Below are 17659 nucleotides of genomic sequence, written 5' to 3'. Positions count from 1 at the left end.
GCCACGGGTCAGGCCCCCGACTGCGCGGAGGAGGCCCGGCGGGTGGTCTCGTCACGGGTCCAGCCCGCCGCCTGCAGCTCCGGCAGCCGGCTGGCGAGGGCGAAGCAGAGGTAGACGGCGGCGTCGGCGAGCTCGAGCGGACCCCGGGCGGACCGCAGCACCTGCACGGCGGTGCGGGACGAGCGGCGCTCGCCGCCGGGGGTCGCCGCCGCCAGCTGCGCGCTGCCGCGCTGGGTGCGGCGCAGGACGCCGAGCAGGCTGGTCGCGCTCCGGGGCACCTGCACCACGGCGGGGGCGGTGGCGACGACGGCGCGCTCGGCGACGGAGAACCGGCCGTCGACGAACTCGTCGTCGGCGATCAGGGCGGGGAACGTCCCGATCCGCTCGTGTCCCGGGCCGCTGACGGCGTAGCCGCCGGCGCCCCAGAGCGCGGTGTGCAGCGAGGCCGTGCGCGAGCGGGCGCGGTAGTAGGCCCGGACCAGCGGGTCGGCTCCGGTCGCGTCGTAGACCGCGGTCGGTCGGGCGGCGAGCAGCCCGCCGCGGGTGACGGCGTCGAAGACGTTCCAGACCGCGTCCGCCGTGACGCCGACGTCGGCGTCGAGGTAGAGGCGCGGCCAGGTGGCGGCCACCGCGTCGCCCGCGTTGAGGGCCGCGGTCTTGGACGCCTCGGCGATCTCGACCACGGTGACGCCGGCGAAGCTGCGCGCGATCTCGGCGGTGGCGTCGGTGCAGGCGTTGCAGACGACGATCACCTCGAGGGCGCCGCTCGCGGCAGCGGCGGCCAGCGGCGCCAGGGTGCGGGCGATCACCGCCGCCTCGTCGTGCGCGGGGACGACGACCGAGCCGCTCGGGTGCGGTGCGGCCAGCGGGCGGGCGAGCGCGCCGGAGGGGAGCGAGGCGAGCCGGGCGCCGACCGCGAGCGCGAGGGCCGCGTGCCGGTGCTCGCGGCCTCGGGCGCCGGGGAGGACGCTGCGGGCCGACTCCGCGGCCAGCACGACGAGGCGGAAGGTGCTCGAGTACAGCGCGCCGTGGAACTTCTGCACGTAGCGCACCCGGTTCACGGCGAGCAGCGCGGCGAGGGCGGTGGAGGAGCCGGAGCCGCCGCCGTCGTGCACGACCTGCGCGGCGGGCTCGAACCAGGCCTCGGCGCCGAGGTCGCGGGCGCGGCGGAAGTAGTCCGTCTCCTCGGAGTAGAGGAAGAACCGCTCGTCCCAGTCGCCGAGACGGGCGGCGACCAGTGCGTCGATCAGCATCGCGGCGCCGGTGGCCCAGTCGATCCGGTGGGCGTGCCGGTAGCTCTCCGCGTCGCTGTCGGTCTCGCTGGAGAACGCGGGGCGGTCGAGGACCTTGTCGCCCAGCAGTGCGTCGCCGAGGGCGCGCAGCCGGGTCGGCTCGCGGCGGAGCGAGCGCGACGGGGCGCCCGCGGCGTCGAGCAGGAGCGGCACGACGATGCCCGCGGAGGAGGAGTCCATCCGCGCCAGCAGCGTCGAGACGGCGCCCGGCAGCACGACCAGATCGGGGTTCAGCACGAGCAGCGCGCCCGCGTCGCCCGCGTGGCGCCGGGCGATGTTGATCGCGGCGGCGTAGCCGACGTTGGCCCCCGCGTCGACGGCGACGACGTCGGAGTGCGCCGCCGCGAGGGCGAGCGAGCCGTCGTCGGAGGCGTTGTCGACGACGACCACGCGGATCCGGACGCCGGTCGCGGCCTCGGCGCGCAGGCTCGTCAGCAGGCGCTCCATCGTCGCGGCCGAGCGGTAGCTGACGACGAGGGCGGCGACGTCGGCGCGCTCGCCGGCTCCGACGAAGCGGGCGCTCCCGCCGGGCAGGATCACGGGCAGCACGGGGGACGGCGCGGCGGGCTGCGCGGCCCTGCCGAGCACGGGGCCGCGCTGCGGGGTGGTCGAGCTGTGCCGGCGCAGGCTCGCGTAGGCGAGCGGGCCCTCGACGAGGTAGCGGCGCGCGAGGCGGCGCGGCTCGAGCGCGAGGCGCCAGAGCCACTCCACGCCGCGGTCGGCGACCCACTGCGGCGCCCGGCGGACGGAGCCGCCGAGGAAGTCGACGGCCGCGCCGAAGGCCAGCAGCACGTGCGCGCCGGTGCGCGGGCCGTGCTCGTCGATCCAGAGCTCCTGGCGGGGCTTGCCGAGTCCGACGATGAGGAGGTCGACCCGCGCACCGCGGATCGACTCGACCAGCGCGGCGTTGGCGGCGGGGTCGGCGAGCTCGGCCCGGGACGGCGACCAGAGTCCGGCCATCACCAGGTCGGGCCGCTCCTCGGCCAGGCGGGCGCGCAGCCGGGACTGCGCGGCCTCGGAGCCGCCGAGCACGCCGACGCGCACGCCGTCGGTCGCGGCGCGGTCCAGCAGCGGCCCGATCAGGTCGCTGCCGGCCAGGCGCGGCCAGGAGACGCCGGTGAGCCGCTCGGCCTGCTTGGCGATCGGGCTGCCGTCGATGAGCGAGAGCCACTCGACCGGGCGGGCCGGGACGTCCAGCGGCGCGTCGGTCCACTCGGTCTCGCCCTCGGCCACGGGGACCAGGACGAGGGTCGGCGCCTCGGCGACCGGCAGGGCGCGGCGCTCGAGCACGTGCTGCCAGCGTCCGCCGTGGCCGAAGTGGTTGACGTGGTCGACGTTCACGGAGAGGACGCCCAGCGGCGCGTCGTGCAGGGCGGCGGCGCGGTCCGCGATGGTGCGGACCGCCTCCTCGTGCCGGGCGAGATCGACGGGGCTGCCGCCGAGGACGACCCGGCGGTGGGTTTCGAGGGTCATGGGTCAGCTCTCCGATCGAGCGGGGGCGAGTGAGGGGACGAGCGCGGGGACGAGCGCGGGGGCCGGCGCCGCGGTGCGTGCCGGGCCGGCGACGGTCGAGCGGGCGAGCTCGTCCAGGACGACGCGCTCGACGACCTCCTGGGCGATGCCCCAGCCGTGCCGGACGCCGGCGGCGACCTCGCGGCCGGGCCGGGCGGCGTCGACCGCGCGGCCGAGCGACTCCGCGATGCCGGCCGGGGTCGGCCGGGCCCAGCTCGCGCCGGGGTGCGGCAGATCCGCGCGGGCGTCGACGGCGTCGTTCACCACGGCGACGGCGCCGCAGGCGAGCAGCTCCTCCGCCACCAGCGAGATGTTGGTGAAGGAGAGCGCGATGCCGGCCGAGCAGCGGTTGTAGAGGGCGGCGAGCTCGCTCGGCGCGAGGGTGCCGTGCTCGATCACCGGCACGTCCCACGCTCCGGGCGCCGTGCCGTAGACGTGGATCGGCACCTCGGGGTGCTCGGCGTGGAAGAGCGCGAGCGCCCGCCGGCCGAGCAGGTAGCCGCGCCGGTCGGCGGCGGGCTTCGCGTAGAACACCACGCCGGAGCGCTCGCCGTCGGGGTTGTCCAGCGTGTAGGTGGTGGTGTCGCAGCCGAACGGCGCGAGGTCGCTCGCGACGCCGAGCGCGTCGAGGTGTGAGCGCACCATCTCGCCGAGGGCGATGGTGCGGAAGCCGAACCGGTAGCTGTCCTCCGCCAGGGCCGCGAGGGTCCCGCGCGGGTGGAAGAACGGCTCGTAGTCCTGCACGAAGTACAGCCGAGCCATCGGCGCCGTCCCGCGGGTGGCGAGCACGTGCGCCGTCTCCCAGGAGGTCGCGACGGCCGCGTCGACGCCGGTGACGCCGTCGTCGGCGCTGCGGATGTCCACGTCGAGCCAGGGCCAGCCGGCCCGGATGATCGCTGCGCGGGTCTCGAAGTCGGCCCCGTGCCGGTCGTAGAGGAAGAGGGTGCAGCGGTGGCCGCGCTCGACCAGGCCCTGCACCATCCGGAACAGGGTGGTGTGACCGCCGGAGCCGCGGTCGGGCGGGGTGCAGATCCAGCCGATCGACGCGGGGCCCTCGGCGCGGGCCGGGGCAGAGGGTAGGTGGAGGAGACCGGAGTCGGCGATGTCGCCGGGGAGCAGCGGCATGTCGAGCTCGCGGACGCCGACGCGGTCGCCGAGCGAGCGGACGGCGCGCTGCAGCAGATCGCGGCCGCCGGTGCTGCGCAGGCGCCGGACGAGCTCTCGGGGGACGCGGGAGGCGCGCATCAGAAGCTCCCCTCGCGATGCCAGCGGCGCCAGGACCGGTCGGTGCGCAGGCGCCGCAGCACCCGCTCCAGCAGGAAGCGGGGGGAGAAGCGGTCGCTCGGCGCGCTCAGCAGCCGCGACTGCAGGCGCTCCCACTCGGGCAGCCGCGCCGCATCGCCGTAGACCCCGTGCGCGAAGCCGAGGTGCTCCTCGAGGTCCGCCGCGGTGGCGCCGCCGCTGTCGAAGCGCTGCGCGCCCTTGACGAGGGCGTCGCGGGCGAGGGCCCGCCGCGCGAGGTGCTCGAGCTCGTCGCGCCGCTCGAGCGGTCCGCCGGGATCGGCGAAGAACGTCTCGAAGGCGAGCAGCCGCTCGCGCAGGTCGTGCAGCGGCGTCACCGTGTCCGAGCGGCTGCCCGCGTGCTCGCGGTGCCAGGCCTGATCGACGCCCTGGATGTAGGCGACGTCGGACGCGGCCGAGAGGCGCAGCCAGAGCTCCATGTCGTAGGTGTGCGGCAGCGGCCGGGGCCAGCCGACGCGGTCGAGGACGGACCGGCGCACGAGCACCTCGGGCGAGGTGATCACGTTGAGCCCGGTGCGGCAGCGCTCGTGCAGCCAGTCGCCGCCGGACCAGAGCAGCCACGACGTCGGGGTCGTCCGCGCGGTCGGCAGCACCGAGCCGTCCGGGAAGTGCACGGGGTGGCCGTAGACCAGCCCGACCGAGGGGTGCGCGCGGGCGACGGCGACCGCGCGGGCCAGGGCGCCCGGGGCGATCACGTCGTCGGCGTCGAGATACCAGGAGAACTCGCCGGTCGCCACGGCCAGCGCGGCGAGCACGCTGCCGACGGGACCGAGGTTCCGCGGGTTCGCCAGCACCAGGACGCGGTCGTCGCCGGCCGCGATCGAGCGGGCCACCGCGAGCGAGTCGTCGGTGGAGCGGTCGTCGACGATCACCAGCTGCACGCGGACGCCCGTCTGGCCGAGGGCGCTCGCCGCGGCGGCGGGCAGGAACTGCGCGTAGTCGTGCAGCGGGATGAGGACCGAGACGGTGGCGTCGGAGGTGGCGACCTCCTCGACCGGCACCGTGCGACCGCGCCGGGTCGCCGCGGCCAGGGCGGTCGTCACGACAGCACCCCCGCCGGGCTCGGGGCCGCGGAGGTCGTGCTCCGCAGCGCGGCGATCAGCGACTCCGCCACGTACTCCTGCTGCGCCGCGGTGATGCCGGGGAACAGCGGCAGCGTCAGCAGCTGCCCGGCGAACGCCTCGGCGCGCGGCAGCGAGCGCGGGCGCCCGGAGGCGGGGAGGAACGGGGCCAGCAGGTGCACCGGCGTCGGGTAGTGCACGCCGGTCGCGACGCCCGCCTCGGCGAACGCGCTGCGCAGGCGGTCGCGCTCCGGCGTGCGCACGACGTAGAGGTGGTGCACGTGCTCGTTGCCCGGCGCGGTGCGGGGGAGGACCAGCCCGTCGACGCCGTCGAGGAGCTCGGCGTAGCGGGCGGCGGCGTCGCGGCGCTGCTGGTTCCACTCGTCCAGGTGCGCGAGCTTCGCGCTCAGCACGACCGCCTGCAGCGAGTCGAGCCGCGAGTTCGTGCCGACGACGTCGTGCCGGTAGGCGCTGAGGCCGCCGTGGTTGCCGAGGCGGCGGACGGCCGCGGCGAGCTCGTCGTCGTCGGTCATCACTCCGCCCGCGTCGCCGTAGGCGCCGAGGTTCTTGCCCGGGTAGAAGCTGGTGCCGGCGATGGCGCCGAGCGAGCCCGCGCGGGCGCCGAAGCGCCGGGCGCCCTGGGCCTGCGCCGCGTCCTCGACGATCCGCACCTCGTCGCCGAGAGCGGCGGAGAGCCGCTCCACCGGGGCGCACTGCCCGTAGAGGTGCACGGCCATCACCGCGCGGGTGCGGGGAGTGACGGCCTCCGCCGCCGAGTCGACGTCGATCAGGTAGTCGTCGTCGCAGTCGACGAACACCGGCTGGGCGCCGGCGCGGACGACGGCCTCGGCGGTCGCCACGAAGGTGTTCGCGGGGACGAGCACCTCGTCGCCGGGTGCGAGGTCGAGCGCCAGGAGGGCGAGCTCGAGCGCGTCGGTCCCGTTGCCGACGCCGATGGTGTGCCGCACGTCGCAGTACGCGGCGAACTCCTCCTCGAAGCGGGACACGTCCGGACCGCGGACGAACGACGAGTCCGCGAGCACGCGGTCGAAGCCCTCCCGGATCACGTCGGCGACGACGAGGTGCTGGAGGTGCAGATCGGCGAGCGGGACGATCGGCTCGGTGGTCATGACGGGTTCCTTCGGTCGGAGGTGAGCTCGCGGACCCGGCGCAGCAGCCAGGTCCGCAGGAGGAGGAGGTAGAGGACGCCGCCGATCGCGCCGCCCAGGAGCAGGGCGAGCCAGTCGGCGTCGAGGCCGACGGCGGCGAGGCCGATCGGGACGAGCAGTGCGGCACCGGCGGCGGCCGCCGCGGCGAGCGCCGGCGGCAGCAGGGAGCGGCCGACGGCGCGCAGGTCGACGTCGATCGAGCGCAGCAGCCAGGCGAAGACGGGACCGACCACGAGCGCGGCCACCCCGATCTGCGCCCAGGCCGCGCCGACGAATCCGCCGCCCAGCACCGCGGGGACGAGCGCGAGCGTGAGCGCCGCGAACCAGACGCCCTGCACGATCGCGACGCGACCGGAGTCGCCCTTCGCGAGCGCCGCCGAGCTGAAGAGATCGGCCACCACCCGCAGCGCGCCGACGACGCCGAGCAGCCCCAGCGCCGCCGCGGCCGGAGCCCAGCGCTCGCCGTAGACGACGTGCACGAGCGGGGCGGCCAGCGCGGCGAGCAGTGCGCCGAGCGGAGCGGCGAGCGCCCAGGTCAGCCCGGTCGCCGCGGCGACGGGCAGGGGCCGGCCGTCCTCGTGCGCCCGGGAGAACGCGGGCAGCGCGACCGAGCGGACGACCTGGCCCACCGCGGTCATCGGCCAGGTGGAGATGTTGAAGGCGAGGACGTAGTAGCCCAGCGCCACCGGGTCGATCAGGCCGGCGATCACCACCTTGTCGGTGCCGAGCACGCCCCAGGAGATCAGGTTGGCGATCGCCACCGGCAGTCCGAAGCGGAGCGCGGAGGGGGCGATCGAGCGGTCCCAGCCCAGGCGCGGCCGCTCGCGGGCCGCCACGAAGAGCAGCACCATCGTGCAGGTCTGCGCGACGACGCGGCCGACGGCCAGCGCCAGCACCCCGGTCCCGGCGGCGAGCAGCGCGAGGGTGATCGCGGTGGAGACGACGAAGTCGACGGCGGCGATCAGGAAGAGCGGCCGCTGGGCGAAGCGGCGCTGCAGCGCGGCGTAGGGGACCACTCCGGCCCCGGCCAGAGGCAGGGTGATCGCGAGGACCGCCAGCACGCCGGCCGTCTCGGGCGAGCCCGTCGCCGCGGCGATCATCGGCGCCGAGGCCGCCATCGCCGCGCCGAGAGTCCCGCCGAGGACCAGGCCGAGCACGGCCACGGTCGGCGCGCGCCGCTCGGGCTCGCTCGAGCGGATCAGATCGGTGCTGAGTCCGAAGTCGGACAGCGCCATCAGCACCGACTGCACGGTGAGCGCGAGCGCGTAGACGCCGAACGCCTCGGGAGCGAGCAGCCGGGCCAGCACGACGCCCAGGGCCAGGCTGCCGAGCCGGAGCGCGATCGTGCTGAGCGCGCTCCAGCCCAGGGCCGACGCGATGCGGCTCCGGCCCGCGGTGACCGGAGGGGACTCGACGGCGGTCACGAGAGCGGCCTCCGCGCGCGCTCGCCGGCGCGGACGAAGCGCCGCCACTCGGCGGTGTCGACGACGGCCGGCCAGCACTCGGCGGCGATCGAGGCGTAGCGGGCGCCCTCGGCCTGGTCCTCGGGGCGCGCCGAGGCGCGGCTGCGCAGCGCCAGGCCCATCGCCTCGTGGGCGAGGGCGCGGCCGGCGTTCGCGCGGCGGTCCCCGCCCTGCGCCCGGCGGCCGGAGGAGTCGTGCCCGGCGCTGGTGAAGAAGTGCTCGATGGTGCCGCGGCGCTCGCGCAGCTCCGCCAGCGGGTCGATGGTCGGCTGCGGGTGGCAGCGGGTCTGGACGACGCCGCTGATCCGGCCGATTCCGCCGAGTGCCGCGAGCCGCAGCCCGTAGTCGAGGTCGGCGGTGCGGGGGAGGTCCTCGGCGTAGCCGCCGAGAGCGTCGGCGAGGGAGCGGCGGACCAGCACGGCGTGGTCGACCAGGAGGTCGGAGCCGTGCCGGCTCGTGCGCTCGATCCAGTCGGCCCCGCTCCACAGCGTCCACTCCACGCGCCCGGTGGCCGCGGTCGCGGGCCGGACCGAGATCTCGGCGTCGCCGTGCACGGCGCCCACCCACGGGTGCGCGGCCAGCAGGGCCGCCGCCCGCTCGAGCGCCCCGGCGGTGAGCGCGTCGGTGCTCGGCAGCACCAGCACGGACTCGCCGCGGACGAGCGCGAGCCCGGCGTTGCGGGCGGCGATCGCGCCGAGGCCGGCGGGCACCTCGAGCACGCGCACGCGCTCGTCGTCGACGACCGGATCCGCGTCCGTCACGACGACGACGTCCAGCCGGACGCCGCGCTGCACGAGGACGCTCGCCAGCGCGGCGGTCGGCGACACGCCGTCGACGGCCGCGATCACGACCGAGACGAGCGGCGCCGGGCCGGAGAGGGGGAGCACCGGCGACCGGTGCCCGCGGACGGCGCTCATGCGGACGCTCCTTCGAGAGTGCTGTCCGCGCGCCGGACGGCGTCGGGATCGACCCGCGGTGCGGCGGGCACGCCGAGCCAGGTCTCGCCGGCCGGCTGATCGCGCAGCAGCACCGCGCCCATGCCGAGCGTCGCCCGGCGGCCGATCCGCGAGCGCTCGCGGACGGAGGCGCCCATGCCCAGGTACGCCTCCTCGCCCACCCGCACCCCGCCGCCGAGGGTGACCCCGGCGCAGAGGGTGGCGAACGAGCCGATGCGGTCGCCGTGGGTGAGGGTCACGTTCGGCATGGCCACGACGTGCCGGCCGATCGCCACATCGGCGGTCAGCACGACGCCGGCGAGCAGGATGCTCCCCGCGCCGATCCGGCAGTCGTCCGGCACGTGGATGGCCGGGTGCACGATCCGGGCGTAGCGGTGGTCGTGCACGCCGAGCGCGCGGAGGCGGTCGACGATGCGCGCCCGGCCGCTGCCGTGGCCGACGCAGACGGCGATCTCGGCGCGGGGGTGCTCGGCGATCGCGTCGAGGCCGCCGATCACGGGGACTCCCGAGATCTCGGTGCCCCAGCGCGCGGCGCCGTCGTCCACCACGCCGATCACGCGGTGGCTGCCGCTCACCGCGAGGAGCGCGAGGGTCTCCCGCGCCAGTCCGCTCGCGCCGACGAGGATCAGCTCACGCACGGAGGACCGCCGTCTCGTGCTCGCGGGCCAGGCGCGACGGGGCCAGAACGGCCTCGATCACCCGGTCCTGGTCCTGCTCGGTGAGGGCGTGGAAGAGCGGCAGGATCAGCGTCCGGTCGGTCAGGCGCTCGGTGACGGGCAGGCGGTCGGCGTTCGGGTGGTCGCGGTACGGCGGCTGGCGGTGGGCCGCCATGATGCCGCGGCGGGCGGAGACGTCGCGGGAGGCGAGCTCGGCCATCAGGCCGTCGCGCTCGAGCGGGTAGTCGTCGCCGACCTCGATCCAGAACGACTGGAAGTTGCCCGTGCCGTGCTCCGGGTCCGTCACCGTCCGCAGGCCCGGGACGTCGGCGAAGGCCGCCGCATAGCGGGCCGCGAGCGCCCGGCGGCGCTCGATCAGCGCCGGCAGCCGGCCGAGCTGCACGAGGCCGAGGGCGGCCTGCAGATCGGTCATCCGGAAGTTGAAGCCGACCTCGTCGTAGTGCTCCGGTGCGGCGAGCACGCTGCCGTGCCGGTCCGCCGCGGAGACGGACATCGAGTGCTCGCGCAGGCGGCGGGCGCGGGCCGCGAGGTCCGCGTCGTCCGTCGTGAGCATCCCGCCCTCACCGGTGGTGAGGAGCTTGCGGGGGTGGAACGACCAGGCGGTCAGCGCCGCGCCGGCGCCGACGGAGCGGCCGCGGTACCGCGAGCCCGCGCCGCAGGCGGCGTCCTCGAGGACGAGGATCCCGAGCGGGTCGCAGAGCGCGCGGATCGGCTCGAGGTCGACGGGCACGCCGCCCTGGTCGACCGCGATCACCGCGCGGGTGGCCGGGGTCAGCGCCGCGGCGATCGTCTCCGCGGTGACGTTGCCCGTGACCGGGTCGACGTCGGCGAAGACGGGCCGGCCGCCGGCGTGCACGACCGCGTTGGCGGTCGCGATGAAGGAGAAGGAGGGGACCACGACGTCGTCCCCGGCGCTCACGCCGCCGACCACGAGCCCGAGGTGCAGGGCCGTGGTGCAGCTGGACAGCGCGACCGCGTGGCCGACGCCCATCGCCTCGGCGAAGGCCGCCTCGAACCGCGCGACCCGGGGGCCCTGTGCGATCCAGCCGGAGGCGATCACCTCGGCGAGCGCGTCGCTCTCCTCGGTGCCCAGCCAGGGGCGCATCACGTCGATGCGCCCGGTGCTCGCTGCGCCGGTGCTCGCCGCGCTCATCGGGTCGCTCCGCTCAGGACGGCGGCGTCGAGCCGCTCGGCGCGCCACCACTCGACCAGCGAGCGCAGACCGCTCTCCAGGTCGTACGCGGTGACGAAGCCGAGCTCGTCGCGCGCCGCCCGGGTGTCGGCCAGGCGGCGGGTGACGCCGTTGACCGAGCGCGCCGGCGCGAAGACGACGTCGAGGTCGGACTCCATGACGTGCAGCAGCGTGCGGGCGAGCTCCAGCAGGCTGGTCTCGACCCCCGTGCCGATGTTGAACGCGCCGTCGCGTCCGGCCGTCGCCGCGACCACGTTGGCCCGGGCGACGTCGTCCACGTGCACGAAGTCCATCGTCTGCGCGCCGTCGCCCATGATCAGCGGCGGGACGCCCGCCTCGATCCGCTCCATCCAGCGCACGAGCACCTCGGTGTAGAGGCCGTGCACATCCATCCGCGGTCCGTAGACGTTGAAGTAGCGCAGCGCCGTCGAGCGCAGGCCGTTCATCGCGCCGAAGCTGGTGAGCATGCCCTCCGAGAAGGCCTTCGCCGCGCCGTAGATCGTGTCGTTGGCGTAGGGGTTGTTGCTCTCCGGAGTGGGGAACTGCGTCGCGAGTCCGTAGACGGAGGCGCTGGACGCGGCCACCACCCGGCCGACGCCGTGCGCCGCCGCCGCCTCGAAGACGGTGAAGGAGCCCTGGGCGAGGACGTCGAAGGCAAGGCGCGGGTCCTCCGCGCACTGGGTGATCCGGATCGCCGCCTGGTGGAAGACGACGTCCTTGCCGCGGACGACCGAGTCGACCGTCGCGCGGTCGCGGATGTCGCCCTCGATCAGCCGGACCCGGCCGTCCGCGAGCGCGTGCTCGAGGTTCTGCCGGCGCCCGCGGACGAGGTTGTCGAGGACGTCGACCCGGCTGACGCCGGTGTCGAGGAGGCGGTCGACGATCGTCGAGCCGATGGTGCCGGCACCGCCGGTCACCAGGACCTCGGCGCCCTCGAGCGAGACGGGGGAGGGGGTCAGCTCAGCCACGACGCCTCCTCCAGGCGGACCGCCGGAGCGGTGGTGCGGCTGACCTGGCCGGCGTCGAGCAGCCGGTCGCTGACCTGCTCCAGGACGCTGAGGACGCGCAGGGCGGCGCGGCCGTCGGTGCGGGGCGCGCGGCGCTCCGAGATCGAGGTCGCGAACTCCGTGACCATGTCGGCGAGCGGCTCGCGCTCGGGCAGGGCGGGCGACCAGGTGTCGCCGAGGCGGTAGGAGATCGCCGCATCGTGGCGGGAGGTCACGCCGCGGAGCGAGGTGCCGAGGTCGACGCCGCGGTCGAAGACGCTCAGCCGCTGCTGCGGGTTCACGTCGTCCCAGACCAGCGTGCGCCGCGAGCCGCCGATCACCATCCGGCGGATCTTGGTCGGGCTGAGCCAGTTCACGTGCACGTTGGCGATCGCGCCCTGGCCGAGCGGGACGGTCAGGTAGCCGACGCAGGCGCGGCCGGAGCCGAGCGGGTCGGAGCCCTGGGCGGCGACGTTCCCGGGGCGCAGGCCCCCGGGGATGATGAAGTCGAGGATCGACAGGTCGTGCGGGGCGAGGTCCCAGAACACGTCGACGTCGGGCTGGATGAGACCGAGGTTGATCCGCACCGCGTCGACGAAGAGCACGTCGCCGAGCGAGCCGGCGGCGATCAGCTCCTTCATCTTCAGCACGGCGGGCGTGTAGCAGTAGGTGTGGTCGGCCATCAGCACGACACCGGCGCGCTCAGCGGCGTTCACCATGTCGATCCCGAGCACGCTCGAGTCGGCGAGCGGCTTCTCGACCAGCACGTGCAGCCCCGCGGCGATCGCCGCCATGGCGATGGCGTGGTGGGTGCGCGCCGGGGTGGCGATGGCGATCGCGTCGAGCCCGGGCAGGTCGAGGACGTCCGAGAGGGAGCGCAGCACCGGCACGGAGCCGTTGGCGCGGGAGACGGCCTCCGCGCGGACCGGGTCGAGGTCGCAGATCGCGACCAGGTCCCAGTCGGCGCTGGCGGAGAAGTTCCGGGCGAGGTTCGGGCCCCAGTAGCCGGCGCCGACGAGCGCGACGCGGAGCCTCCGGGAGGGGATGGTGGTGGTCATGGCGGGTTCCTTCGGGTGAGGAGGGCGGCATGCGGGCACGCCGAGGGGACCGGGCGCTCCGACCAGGGAGAAGGAGCGCGCGGACGAGAGGGGACGGCGCGTCGGGGCGCGCCGAGGGAGGGGACGGCGGGGAGAGCGCCGGAGGGGAGAGGAGAGGAAGGAGGGGAGCGGTCGTGCGTCAGTACGCGCCGACCGGGCGCAGCATCACGCGCAGGGTCCGCCAGAGGATGAGCAGGTCGCCGGCCAGCGACCAGTTCTCGACGTAGTAGAGGTCGAGTCGGATCCCGTCCTCCCAGTCGAGCTCGGAGCGGCCGCCGGTCTGCCAGAGGCCGGTGATGCCGGGCTTGATGTAGAGGCGGCGGTTCACGACGTCGTCGTAGCGCTCCACCTCGCTCAGCAGTGGCGGGCGAGGGCCGACCAGGCTCATGCTGCCGCGCAGCACGTTCCAGAACTGGGGCAGCTCGTCGAGCGAGTACCGCCGCAGCACGCGGCCGAGCGGGGTCACCCGCGGATCGTCGCGCAGCTTGAACAGCAGGCCGGAGCCCTCGTTCGCCGCGCTCAGCTCCGCCAGCCGCGACTCCGCGTCGATGCTCATCGAGCGGAACTTCAGCATGGTGAAGAGGTGCCCGGCGCGGCCGACCCGCTGCTGCCGGAACAGGGCGGGCCCGGTGCTGTCGCGCCGGATCATGACCGCGAGCACGGCCAGCAGCGGCGAGAGCACCAGCAGCGCGAGGGCCGAGACGCTCACGTCCAGCACGCGCTTGAGCGCGTGGCGCGGACCGGAGTAGCGCGGCGGCTCGACCCGCATCAGCGGGAGTCCGTCCACCGGGCGCCAGTGGATGCGCGGTCCGGCGACACTGCTGAGTCCCGGTGCGAGCACCAGCTCGACCGCGAACGGCTCGAGCGCCCAGCAGAGCCGGCGGAGGTAGGCGTCGCCGCCGTCCACCTGACCGGCCACGACGACCGCGTCGGCGCGCTGCTCGACGACCGCCTGGGCGATCGTGTCGATCGCTCCGACGACCGGGATCGAGCGGCCGCGCACGGTGATCGAGCGCCGCAGGTCGGCGAGGCGGGTGCGCTCACCGCCGGTCGAGAGCGCGACGCCGACGACGTCGTACTCGACGCGGCCGCGCCGGCGGTCGATCTGCGTGACGATGTGGGTCACGTCACCGGCGCTGCCGACGACGATCACCCGGGACAGGGCGCGACCGGCCCGTCGCTCCCGGGCCAGGTGCCCGCGGCTGAGGGCGTGCGCCGCCAGCATCCCGCCGAGCCCGACGGGCAGGGCGATCAGCACGTGCACCCGCGGCAGGTCGACGTGCGTGAGGACCGAGGCGACGGAGGCGAGGCCGAACGTCGCGACCGTCGCCGAGAGCAGACGGCGGAACTCGTCCGCTCCCGCTCCGATGCGGTGCGCGAGGCGCCGCTGGGCGAGGAGGACGGAGCAGACCCAGAGGGCGCCGAGGACGGCGGCGACCACGAGGTCGGCCGAGCGCGCCTCGGCGGATCGCGCTTCGGCGGTCGAGCGCAGGCCGGCGGCCAGCGACACGGCCCCGAGCACGACCAAGACGTCCGCGGCCAGGACCCTCCGCGAGAATCGGCGTCGCCAGCTCGAAGCCTCCGCCGGCGGTGCCGGAACGAGGACGAGGGCGCGCGGATCGCGCTGAGGAGTCGGGGCCGCGGTGGAGACGGCGGTCACCGCGGTCTCCTGCTCTCACCGCCGCTCGTATGCCGGGTCGCCGGGGGGAGGCGACGGGGTCTCGAGGAGGGAGGGAGCCGTGTGGGCGCGCTGAAGGCGCGCACCAGTGGTGCATACAAAGGGATCAACCTGCATTTCGGGTTTACAGGGGAAGGGGTACTGCAGGGCGGGCTCGGAGGCGAGCGCGGTTTCGGGGCCGCACTGCTTCGTCGCCACATCGGCACCGCTGTGACCGTCGTGCTCCCAGGATGAGCAGATCGATCGAGGCGGGGCCTCGCGTCGGGAGGCGGTGCACGACAGGGTTCGTGCGCCGCCGGTTCCGGTGGTCGGGTGGTTCTCAGCTGAACATAGCGGCACTGGCAACCCGGTACCTGACCCCAGTAAGGGGGCCGCACAGGTAGTGACATCCTCGACCACTTTCCCGGGCTTCCTCAGCGGTCCTCCTAGAATCGTCCCGGTGCCGGGAGTGCGATCGGGTCGTGCCCCGGTGCCAGGGGAGCACTGTCGCCCCCGATCGCCAGGAATCGAGACGGGGCGCGGGAATCCCTGCGCGGCCCGGGAGGTCACCTCCCGGGCCGCGTCGCCGCGTCGAGGCGGCCGCGCCGACGACTAAAGTCGAGGGGTCCCCCAGCCCCAGAGGAGCACCCGCGCGTGTCGAACGCATCGTCGAACGTCCCCGAATCGTCCCGTCCCGCCGCCGACGCCGCCGTCGTCACCGAGGCCGGCACGGGGTTCACGCACTTCACCGACCGGGCGGTCGTCGCGATCCGCGTCAACGGCGAGCTGAAGGACCTGGCCGCCGACGTCGTCCCCGGCGACAGCATCGAGCCCGTCCTGATCTCCTCGCCCGACGGCCTGAGCATCCTCCGCCACTCCGCCGCGCACGTGCTCGCGCAGGCCGTGCAGCAGAGCAACCCGGAGGCGAAGCTCGGCATCGGCCCGCCCGTCACCGACGGCTTCTACTACGACTTCGACGTCACCGAGCCCTTCACGCCCGAGGCGATGAAGGCGCTCGAGAAGGCGATGGACCGCATCATCCGCCAGGGTCAGCGCTTCGTGCGCCGTGTCGTCACCGAGGACGAGGCGCGCGCCGAGCTGGCCGCCGAGCCGTACAAGCTCGAGCTGATCGGGCTCAAGGGCGCGGGCGCCGACGGCGAGTCGGTCGAGGTCGGCGGCGCCGAGCTCACCATCTACGACAACGTCGACCCGCGCACCGGCGAGACGGTCTGGAAGGACCTCTGCCGCGGCCCGCACCTGCCCAACACCCGGATGATCGGCAACGGCTACGCGCTGACCCGTAACGCCGCGGCCTACTGGCGCGGCTCGGAGAAGAACCCGCAGCTGCAGCGCGTCTACGGCACCGCGTGGCCCACGAAGGACGAGCTGCGCGCGCACCAGGCCCGCCTCGAGGAGGCCGCCCGCCGCGACCACCGCAAGCTCGGCCACGAGCTCGACCTCTTCTCCTTCCCGGACGAGATCGGCTCCGGCCTCGCGGTCTTCCACCCCAAGGGCGGCATCATCCGCTACGAGATCGAGCAGTACATGCGCGAGCAGCTGCTCGCCCACGACTACGAGCTCGTCTACACGCCGCACATCACCAAGGGCGACCTCTTCATGACCAGCGGCCACCTGCAGTGGTACGCCGAGGGCATGTTCCCCCCGATGCACCTCGACGAGCTGCAGGACGAGGACGGCACCGTCACCCGCCAGGGCCAGGACTACTACCTGAAGCCCATGAACTGCCCGTTCCACAACCTGATCTTCCGCTCGCGCGGGCGCAGCTACCGCGAGCTGCCGCTGCGACTGGCCGAGTTCGGCACCGTCTACCGCTACGAGAAGAGCGGCACCCTGCAGGGCCTCACCCGCGTCCGCGGGCTGACCCAGGACGACGCGCACATCTACGTCACGCAGGAGGACGTGTCGGCCGAGCTGACCCGCAACCTCGAGTTCGTGCTCCAGGTCCTGCGCGACTACGGCCTCGACGACTTCTACCTCGAGCTCTCCACCAACGAGGAGGGCAACCCGAAGTTCGTCGGCGACCCCGAGCAGTGGGAGTCGGCGATCGAGTCGCTGCGCGCCGTCGCCGTCGAGTCCGGCCTCGAGCTGGTCCCCGACCCGGGTGGAGCCGCGTTCTACGGCCCGAAGATCTCGGTCCAGGCGCGCGACGCCATCGGCCGCACCTGGCAGATGTCGACGATCCAGCTCGACTTCAACCAGCCCGAGCGCTTCGAGCTCGAGTACACCGCGTCCGACGGCTCGAAGAAGCGCCCGGTGATGATCCACCGCGCCCTCTTCGGCTCGATCGAGCGCTTCTTCGCCATCCTCACCGAGCACTACGCCGGAGCGTTCCCGGTCTGGCTCTCGCCGGTGCAGGTCGTCGGCATCCCGATCGCCGACGAGTACCTGCCCTACCTCGAGGACGTCGTCGGTCAGCTGAAGAAGGCCGGCGTCCGCGCCGAGATCGACTACTCCAGCGACCGGATGCAGAAGAAGATCCGCAACGCGACCCTGCAGAAGGTCCCGTTCCAGCTGATCGTCGGCGAGAAGGACCGCGACGCCGGAGCGGTCAGCTTCCGCTTCCGCGACGGCACCCAGGAGAACGGCATCCCCGTCGCCGACGCCGTCGCCCGCATCCGCGAGGCCATCGCGACCAAGGCCCAGGTCTAGCGGTGGGAGAGCCGCTCGACGACGCCGTCCCCGAGGGGGCGGAGTCCTCCGCGCACCTCGCCGGCGTCCCCGACGAGTTCCAGCGCCTGTGGACCCCGCACCGGATGGTGTACATCCGGAAGGGCCAGCCCGGCGACGACGACTGCCCGTTCTGCGTCGCCCCGACGCTGAGCGACGAGGAGGCGCTGATCGTCGCCCGCGGCGAGCACGCGTTCGTCCTGCTGAACCTCTTCCCGTACAACTCCGGCCACCTCCTGGTCTGCCCGTACCGGCACATCCCGCTCTACGACGAGGCCACTCCCGAGGAAGTGGCCGAGATCGGCGCGCTCACCCAGACAGCGATGCGCGTCCTCCGCGAGGTCTCGAACAACGACGGCTTCAACCTCGGCATGAACCAGGGCGCCGTCGCCGGCGCCGGCATCGCCGCCCACCTGCACCAGCACGTCGTGCCGCGCTGGGCGACCGACGCCAACTTCTTCCCGATCATCGCCCGCACCAAGGCCCTGCCCCAGCTCCTCGGCGACGTCCGAGCGAGCCTCGCGGCCGCCTGGCCCCGCCCCTAGCCGGCCGCACCCACGCCTGTCGAGCAGCCGCGCTGCGGCCGCCCGTCCCTCTCAGCAGTCGC

At 74.7% G+C, this 17659-nt stretch carries 13 protein-coding genes; 2 read left to right on the top strand and 11 right to left on the bottom strand.

The features are described 5' to 3' along the window. Positions 1-8: 8 nt before the first annotated feature. The 11 genes from EDF22_RS10100 to EDF22_RS10050 all read right to left on the bottom strand — a co-directional run bounded on the left by EDF22_RS10100 (position 9) and on the right by EDF22_RS10050 (position 14367). The gene (locus tag EDF22_RS10100; RefSeq protein WP_123704479.1) at positions 9-2765 is read right to left on the bottom strand and encodes a WecB/TagA/CpsF family glycosyltransferase; all 2757 of its coding nucleotides are present in this window, start codon (positions 2763-2765) and stop codon (positions 9-11) included. A 3-nt stretch (positions 2766-2768) separates the two neighbouring features. Beyond that, on the bottom strand, positions 2769-4049 hold the full coding sequence (locus tag EDF22_RS10095) for a glycosyltransferase family 1 protein (protein WP_123704477.1): 1281 nt from the start codon (positions 4047-4049) through the stop codon (positions 2769-2771). After that, a complete protein-coding gene (locus tag EDF22_RS10090; protein WP_123704475.1) occupies positions 4049-5149 on the bottom strand; it encodes a glycosyltransferase family A protein in 1101 nt (366 codons plus the stop codon). Before EDF22_RS10090 ends, EDF22_RS10095 begins: the two co-directional genes overlap by 1 nt. Beyond that, entirely contained in the window at positions 5146-6297 is a 1152-nt protein-coding gene (locus tag EDF22_RS10085; RefSeq protein WP_123704473.1) for a DegT/DnrJ/EryC1/StrS aminotransferase family protein, read from the bottom strand. Before EDF22_RS10085 ends, EDF22_RS10090 begins: the two co-directional genes overlap by 4 nt. Next, complete coding sequence (locus EDF22_RS10080; protein WP_166674096.1) at positions 6294-7760, bottom strand: oligosaccharide flippase family protein; 1467 nt, start codon at positions 7758-7760, stop codon at positions 6294-6296. Before EDF22_RS10080 ends, EDF22_RS10085 begins: the two co-directional genes overlap by 4 nt. Next, entirely contained in the window at positions 7757-8716 is a 960-nt protein-coding gene (locus EDF22_RS10075) for a glycosyltransferase family 2 protein (RefSeq protein ID WP_123704469.1), read from the bottom strand. The genes EDF22_RS10080 and EDF22_RS10075 overlap by 4 nt, the downstream gene beginning before the upstream one ends. After that, entirely contained in the window at positions 8713-9393 is a 681-nt protein-coding gene (locus EDF22_RS10070; protein WP_123704467.1) for a NeuD/PglB/VioB family sugar acetyltransferase, read from the bottom strand. The genes EDF22_RS10075 and EDF22_RS10070 overlap by 4 nt, the downstream gene beginning before the upstream one ends. Next, positions 9386-10585: a DegT/DnrJ/EryC1/StrS aminotransferase family protein gene (locus tag EDF22_RS10065; RefSeq protein WP_123704465.1), complete on the bottom strand. Its 1200-nt coding sequence runs from the start codon at positions 10583-10585 to the stop codon at positions 9386-9388. The genes EDF22_RS10070 and EDF22_RS10065 overlap by 8 nt, the downstream gene beginning before the upstream one ends. Beyond that, positions 10582-11592: an NAD-dependent epimerase/dehydratase family protein gene (locus EDF22_RS10060; protein ID WP_243587121.1), complete on the bottom strand. Its 1011-nt coding sequence runs from the start codon at positions 11590-11592 to the stop codon at positions 10582-10584. Before EDF22_RS10060 ends, EDF22_RS10065 begins: the two co-directional genes overlap by 4 nt. Further along, positions 11580-12668, bottom strand: coding sequence for a Gfo/Idh/MocA family protein (locus EDF22_RS10055; RefSeq protein WP_123704881.1), 1089 nt, complete (start codon positions 12666-12668; stop codon positions 11580-11582). The genes EDF22_RS10060 and EDF22_RS10055 overlap by 13 nt, the downstream gene beginning before the upstream one ends. 178 nt (positions 12669-12846) lie before the next feature. Further along, on the bottom strand, positions 12847-14367 hold the full coding sequence (locus tag EDF22_RS10050; RefSeq protein ID WP_123704463.1) for a sugar transferase: 1521 nt from the start codon (positions 14365-14367) through the stop codon (positions 12847-12849). Positions 14368-15018: 651 nt separating this feature from the next. Here EDF22_RS10050 and thrS point away from each other — a divergent pair. Further along, on the top strand, positions 15019-17034 hold the full coding sequence (gene thrS, locus EDF22_RS10045) for a threonine--tRNA ligase (protein WP_123704461.1): 2016 nt from the start codon (positions 15019-15021) through the stop codon (positions 17032-17034). Between the two features lie 2 nt (positions 17035-17036). After that, on the top strand, positions 17037-17597 hold the full coding sequence (locus EDF22_RS10040; protein ID WP_123704459.1) for an HIT domain-containing protein: 561 nt from the start codon (positions 17037-17039) through the stop codon (positions 17595-17597). Positions 17598-17659: the final 62 nt, after the last annotated feature.

The sequence above is a fragment of the Rathayibacter sp. PhB127 genome (genome assembly GCF_003751665.1).
Lineage (GTDB): Bacteria > Actinomycetota > Actinomycetes > Actinomycetales > Microbacteriaceae > Rathayibacter > Rathayibacter festucae.
The sequence above is the reverse complement of the archived record's forward strand: the minus strand, read 5'-3'. Positions and strand labels throughout refer to the sequence as shown.